The organism is Pseudomonas sp. H26/SER47-MNA-CIBAN-0231 (assembly GCF_040310465.1).
GTDB lineage: Bacteria > Pseudomonadota > Gammaproteobacteria > Pseudomonadales > Pseudomonadaceae > Aquipseudomonas > Aquipseudomonas atacamensis.
In genome coordinates, this window is record NZ_JBEOPW010000134.1 from 1 (window position 1) to 253 (window position 253).

Sequence of the window (253 nt, forward strand, 5' to 3'; positions counted from 1 at the left end):
GTCCGTACGCCAGCGTATCGCCATCGTGTCCGCGGGCCCGATCGCCAACTTCCTGCTGGCGATGTTTTTCTTCTGGGTGCTCGCCATGCTGGGCAGCGACCAGGTGCGCCCGGTCATCGGTGGTGTCGAACCCGCCAGCATCGCGGCCAAGGCCGGGCTGACGGCGGGCCAGGAAATTGTTGCAATAGATGGCGAGCCGACATCCGGCTGGGCCGCGGTTAACCTGCAGCTGGTTCGCAGGTTGGGCGAAAGC

Annotated in this window: 1 protein-coding gene; it reads left to right on the top strand. The window is 65.6% G+C overall.

Features of this window, described 5'->3' with window-relative positions; all coding sequences use genetic code 11:
* On the top strand, positions 1–253 hold a 253-nt coding region (locus AAEZ10_RS27585), incomplete at both ends, for a PDZ domain-containing protein (protein ID WP_350571851.1).